The following is a 4631-nucleotide window of genomic DNA, read 5'->3' on the forward strand; positions in this document are numbered from 1 at the left end:
AAGGACAGTCTTATTAGGATGTTAGAGCTCTTATCTACTAATGGTTATTATAGTATCTATAGAGGAAGTTGGGAGTATTCTTTTGATCTCTTTTGAGACTAGCGTATATATTGATGAACCATATATCTATGGGTTAACTACATATTAGAGTTAGGTTTATTTAGCATATAATATAATAACTATTAACTAAACTGCACTAAGGATATTATATTGATAAGACCAACCAAACATATATTTAGCTATGGTAAACATGATGTTATCTTAGAAACAGGCGTAATAGCTAAACAGGCAGACGCTTCTGTATTAGTTAATATGAGCGATACAATAGTTTTAGTAACAGCTGTATATTCTAAACATATAAAGCATTCTCAGGAGCTCTTCCCATTAACTGTAAACTATCAAGAACGTACATATGCTGTTGGTCGAATTCCAAGTGGCTTTTATAGAAGAGAAGGACGTCCTAGTGAGTCTGAAATACTAATAGCTCGTTTAATAGATCGTTCGATACGGCCTTTATTTCCAGATAGATTCCTAACTGAAGTTCAAATAGTTGCTACTGTTTTATCTTTAAATCCTCAAGTTACTTCTGATATAGTTTCTTTAATAGGGGTATCAGCAGCTCTTAGTATATCAGGACTTCCATTTAATGGACCGATAGGAGCTGCAAGGGTTTGCTATGTTAATAGTAAATATGTATTAGTTTCTGATATTACTGAACAACCAGTAAACAGCTTAGACTTAATAGTTGTTGGTAACTCAAGCTCAATACTTATGGTCGAATCTCAAACAAAGCTTTTAAATGAACAACAAGTACTAGAGGCCATTCTATTTGGATACAAAGAACAACAGCTAGTAGTTAATAATATTAATGACCTATCTAAAAGAATATGTAATAAAAGATGTTTGCATAAATACTATGGTTCTAATATAGGACATACATACCTATTAACTAAAGTAACAGCCTTATCAGAGCTCCGCATATATGAAACATATCAACATACAAACAAGAAGAACCATCTTTCTTCTATAGCTCTTTCTAAGAATGATATCTTAAATAGCATAACTGATTCTAGAATACACAATATAGTAATTAGTTTAGAAAGAGCTATAATGCGTATACATATATTAAAGAAAGAATCTCGTATTGACGGTCGTTCTATAAAAGAAGTTCGTAACTTAACCTTTCGTATTGGGCTTTTACCTAGAGCGCATGGATCTGCTTTATTTACTAGAGGAGAGACTCAAGCATTAGTTACCGTTACTTTAGGGAACCAACGAAATGCACAGTATGTAGATGACCTAAAAGACGAACGCATAGATCGGTTTCTAGTACATTATAACTTCCCTCCGTTTTGTGTTGGGGAAGCTGGTATAATAGGTAGTCCAAAGCGACGAGAGGTTGGTCATGGTTGGTTGGTAAAACGTAGCTTACTTCCTATTATGGATGAGCTTAAAGCATTCCCATACGTTGTTAGAATTGTATCCGAGGTAACTGAGTCTAATGGTTCTTCTTCAATGGCTTCTGTATGTGGTGCTTCCTTAGCATTAATGGATGCTGGAATAGATATAGGTTCCCCAGTAGCAGGTGTTTCTATAGGACTAATAAAAGAACCCAATAGCTTTATATTGCTCTCCGATATTATAGGTGATGAAGACCATTTAGGAGATATGGACTTAAAAGCTTCAGGTACAAATGCTGGTATAACTGCTATTCAAATGGATATAAAGATACGAGAGCCTGTATATAAAACCATTATAGACCTAGCCTTAAAACAATCTAGAGCTTCTATATATTATATTATAAACATGATGAATAATACTATTAACTCCTCTAGAAAGAATATATGTGTATATGCTCCAAAAGTATACACAGTCAAGATAAGGCCTGATAAAACCAAAAACATTGTTGGGAAAGGAGGATCAATAATAAAAGCCTTAATAACTGAAACTAACTCTAATATAGAAATCTCAGAAACGGGTATAGTTTCGATATACTCTTCTAATGATAATATGGTGAACATTGCTTTAACTAAAATAAAAGAGCTTACTTCTGATATCAAAATAGGAAACACTTATTCAAGTAAAGTTATTCGTATTGTTGAGTTCGGAGCTTATGTTATATATTGCGTCTATAAAGAAGGGTTTGTTCACATATCTCATATCTCTAATAGCTATATCTCTAATGTTACTGACCATTTATCCATAGGGCAAGAAGTATTAGTTAAGGTTCTAGATATAGATCGTTTTGGTAAAGTAAAGCTAAGCATAAAAGAAGCAGGTAAGTCTTTATAGTTCAGGACCTACCGAAGTGGTGAAACTGGTAAACGCATCTAATTCAAAACTAGCTACCTTATAGGTTTATCGGTTCAACTCCGATCTTCGGTAGGATCTACCACTCTCCTATGGTTTACAACAGCTGTTAAATATAATAGATACAATACCAATTCCAGTTAAGACCATACTACGAGCGGAGAAGCTTCCCCTATGAACTATAACATACGTACTAAAAGAGATAATAAAGTACATATCATTGGTGGAAAGCTTAAAAAGACTAACCTAACTATAAACAATGATTACAACTTAAGACCTACTACTAATAGAACTAGAAAGACCTTATTTAGTTGGTTAGATTCTTTAGCAAAAGGTTATTATTGTTTAGACTGCTTTGCTGGCAGTGGTGGATTAGGCATAGAAGCTATTTCAAGATATTCGTTAAATGTTACATTCTTGGAGTCTAACGTTAGCTTTTACAATAGCTTGATACATAACATAAATAGACTGAAGATAAACAATATAAGCTTAGTTAATATATGTGCTTTAGAATGGTTATCTAATATTAACAACCCTAAACCTTTTGATATAGTTTTTATTGATCCTCCATATTTCAAAGGAATGGTATCTAAAACCATAGAGCTACTAGAAAGCTTTAACTACTTATCACATAACTCCATAATATATATTGAGACTGAGATAAGCCAATCAACCTATAGTGTTCCCAAAAGCTGGATAGTATATATGTCTAAAACCACATATAAGATATCATATAAGCTATATATAAGAAGCTAAGAGATAACCACTATTTCTATAGCTACATTAACCAACAAACCTTATTCAATATTAGCATATAGCTTTTTATGTTAACATTAAATACTATATTAAACACCTTAAGATACAGCTTATGTCTTTCTTTTAATATATGTTCTAATATAATATATAGACAGCTCCTAATAGACAATGTTAAAGGCCTTTTATTAGAAGCTACTCTTTTAGATTGTTCTTTAACATCTAACTTAAACCATAACGTAATATTAGATTCTAATAAGAACTTACATACGTATATATGAAATACAGACCCACCACCAGTAGCTAATATAGAGTTAGGTTTTATTAGAATAGGTTCAATTAGGATTTCTTCCTTAGCTCTAAAAGAATGTTCTCCTTCTATATAATAGATTAACACAATATCTGTGTTATAGTTAGTCACTACGGTTATGTCTGAATCAATATATAATATGTTTAGCTGTTTAGATAAGAAGGAACCTATCGTAGTTTTACCAGAACCCATTAGTCCTACTAAAGATATGTTTATTAGTTCTTTCATTTAAATACGGTTGGGTTAGTTTATAATATAGCTAATACAATAGGGGTTCCTATAGATATCAAATACGTATGTTGGATTCACTTGATCAGACAGTAATGAGCCACCTTTGATAAAAGTATAGGTGGCTATTGGTAACAGGCTTTTAGTTGTTAATAATATGTTCTTATATATATAGATAGTTCTTAGGTCAAGGCTAGCATCCATATATATAGAAATATCAATATTACTAGCTATTACATATTCTTTATATTGTTCAGCTTCTATATATAGAATCTTAAAGAAGGTTTTAAGGTAGTTTGGGTTAATTCTTCTAGACCACTTTGCTATTAAGGTAATATTGTTCTTATGGTAGCTTGTTATAGTTAGCTCTTCATTAGAGTATATAGCTAATAGCTGTTTGGCTTTATCACCGAACCATGATAGGGTAGAGGCTTCTAAGGTAGAGCTATTAACTAAAGGTAGAGTTATATATGTAGATAGTCCTTGAGATATAGCTATGGATACCCTTATGCCAGAATAGCTGCCATAGTTATTACTAAAAGAAAGGCAGCTAATGTTATTTAATGGGGTTCCTAACTCTAACAAAAGAGTATCTATAATAGGCATAGATAGTTGTGGTTGTTTATATGGGGCTTTTGTTAGGTATTCTTTTAATATATGGTTGTTAATGGATAATGCGGTAGGGTAATATGATGTAGAGGAGCTAGCTGTTAGGAGTGTTAGGTGCGTTAGATCCACTATGGGGAGGTGGTTATGGTTGTCTAGTAGAAGCTGTTCCCCTTTATGGATATCTTATGTCTAACTACTTCTAACTTGGTTCTACTAATGCATTAATATATGTAGCTTAGGTTAGTCATAAGCAGATACCCCAGTCAAGACCAACACATCATAACACAGAGGCAAAAGAGACTTCAGGATACTTCAGATGTTCTTATTGGTTAGGTTCGGACAACCATCAGGCTCTTTCCCCCCCTCTTTCTGTTAGCACATATTATTAGGACTTCTTGATATGCTTCCTTGCTGCTGTTAC

4 protein-coding genes and 1 tRNA gene are annotated in these 4631 nt (G+C 32.8%); 3 read left to right on the plus strand and 2 right to left on the minus strand.

Going from position 1 to position 4631, the window contains the following annotated elements:
* Positions 1 to 210 precede the first annotated feature (210 nt).
* The 3 genes from pnp to rsmD all read left to right on the plus strand — a co-directional run bounded on the left by pnp (position 211) and on the right by rsmD (position 3066).
* On the plus strand, positions 211 to 2292 hold the full coding sequence (gene pnp / locus TPPER_RS01265; protein WP_099336954.1) for a polyribonucleotide nucleotidyltransferase: 2082 nt from the start codon (positions 211 to 213) through the stop codon (positions 2290 to 2292).
* Between the two features lie 10 nt (positions 2293 to 2302).
* A tRNA-Leu gene (locus TPPER_RS01270) sits at positions 2303 to 2385 on the plus strand.
* Positions 2386 to 2484: 99 nt separating this feature from the next.
* A complete protein-coding gene (rsmD, locus tag TPPER_RS01275) occupies positions 2485 to 3066 on the plus strand; it encodes a 16S rRNA (guanine(966)-N(2))-methyltransferase RsmD (protein WP_099336955.1) in 582 nt (193 codons plus the stop codon).
* Positions 3067 to 3088: 22 nt separating this feature from the next.
* Here rsmD and TPPER_RS01280 read toward each other — a convergent pair whose 3' ends face one another.
* Together TPPER_RS01280 and TPPER_RS01285 are read right to left on the minus strand one after the other, a co-directional pair.
* The gene (locus TPPER_RS01280; RefSeq protein ID WP_099336956.1) at positions 3089 to 3601 is read right to left on the minus strand and encodes a shikimate kinase; all 513 of its coding nucleotides are present in this window, start codon (positions 3599 to 3601) and stop codon (positions 3089 to 3091) included.
* Positions 3602 to 3616: 15 nt separating this feature from the next.
* The gene (locus TPPER_RS01285; protein ID WP_186787055.1) at positions 3617 to 4207 is read right to left on the minus strand and encodes a hypothetical protein; all 591 of its coding nucleotides are present in this window, start codon (positions 4205 to 4207) and stop codon (positions 3617 to 3619) included.
* Positions 4208 to 4631 lie beyond the last annotated feature (424 nt).

The sequence above is a fragment of the Candidatus Tremblayella phenacoccinincola genome (assembly GCF_002682985.1).
In the GTDB taxonomy this organism is placed as follows: domain Bacteria; phylum Pseudomonadota; class Gammaproteobacteria; order Burkholderiales; family Burkholderiaceae; genus Tremblaya; species Tremblaya phenacola_C.

Bases quoted from the DNA above. Each gene is read 5' to 3' on its own strand.
- rsmD (WP_099336955.1), top strand. From the start codon at position 2,485: ATGAACTATAACATACGTACTAAAAGAGATAATAAAGTACATATCATT.
- TPPER_RS01280 (WP_099336956.1), bottom strand. From the start codon at position 3,601: ATGAAAGAACTAATAAACATATCTTTAGTAGGACTAATGGGTTCTGGT.
- TPPER_RS01285 (WP_186787055.1), bottom strand. From the start codon at position 4,207: ATGCCTATTATAGATACTCTTTTGTTAGAGTTAGGAACCCCATTAAAT.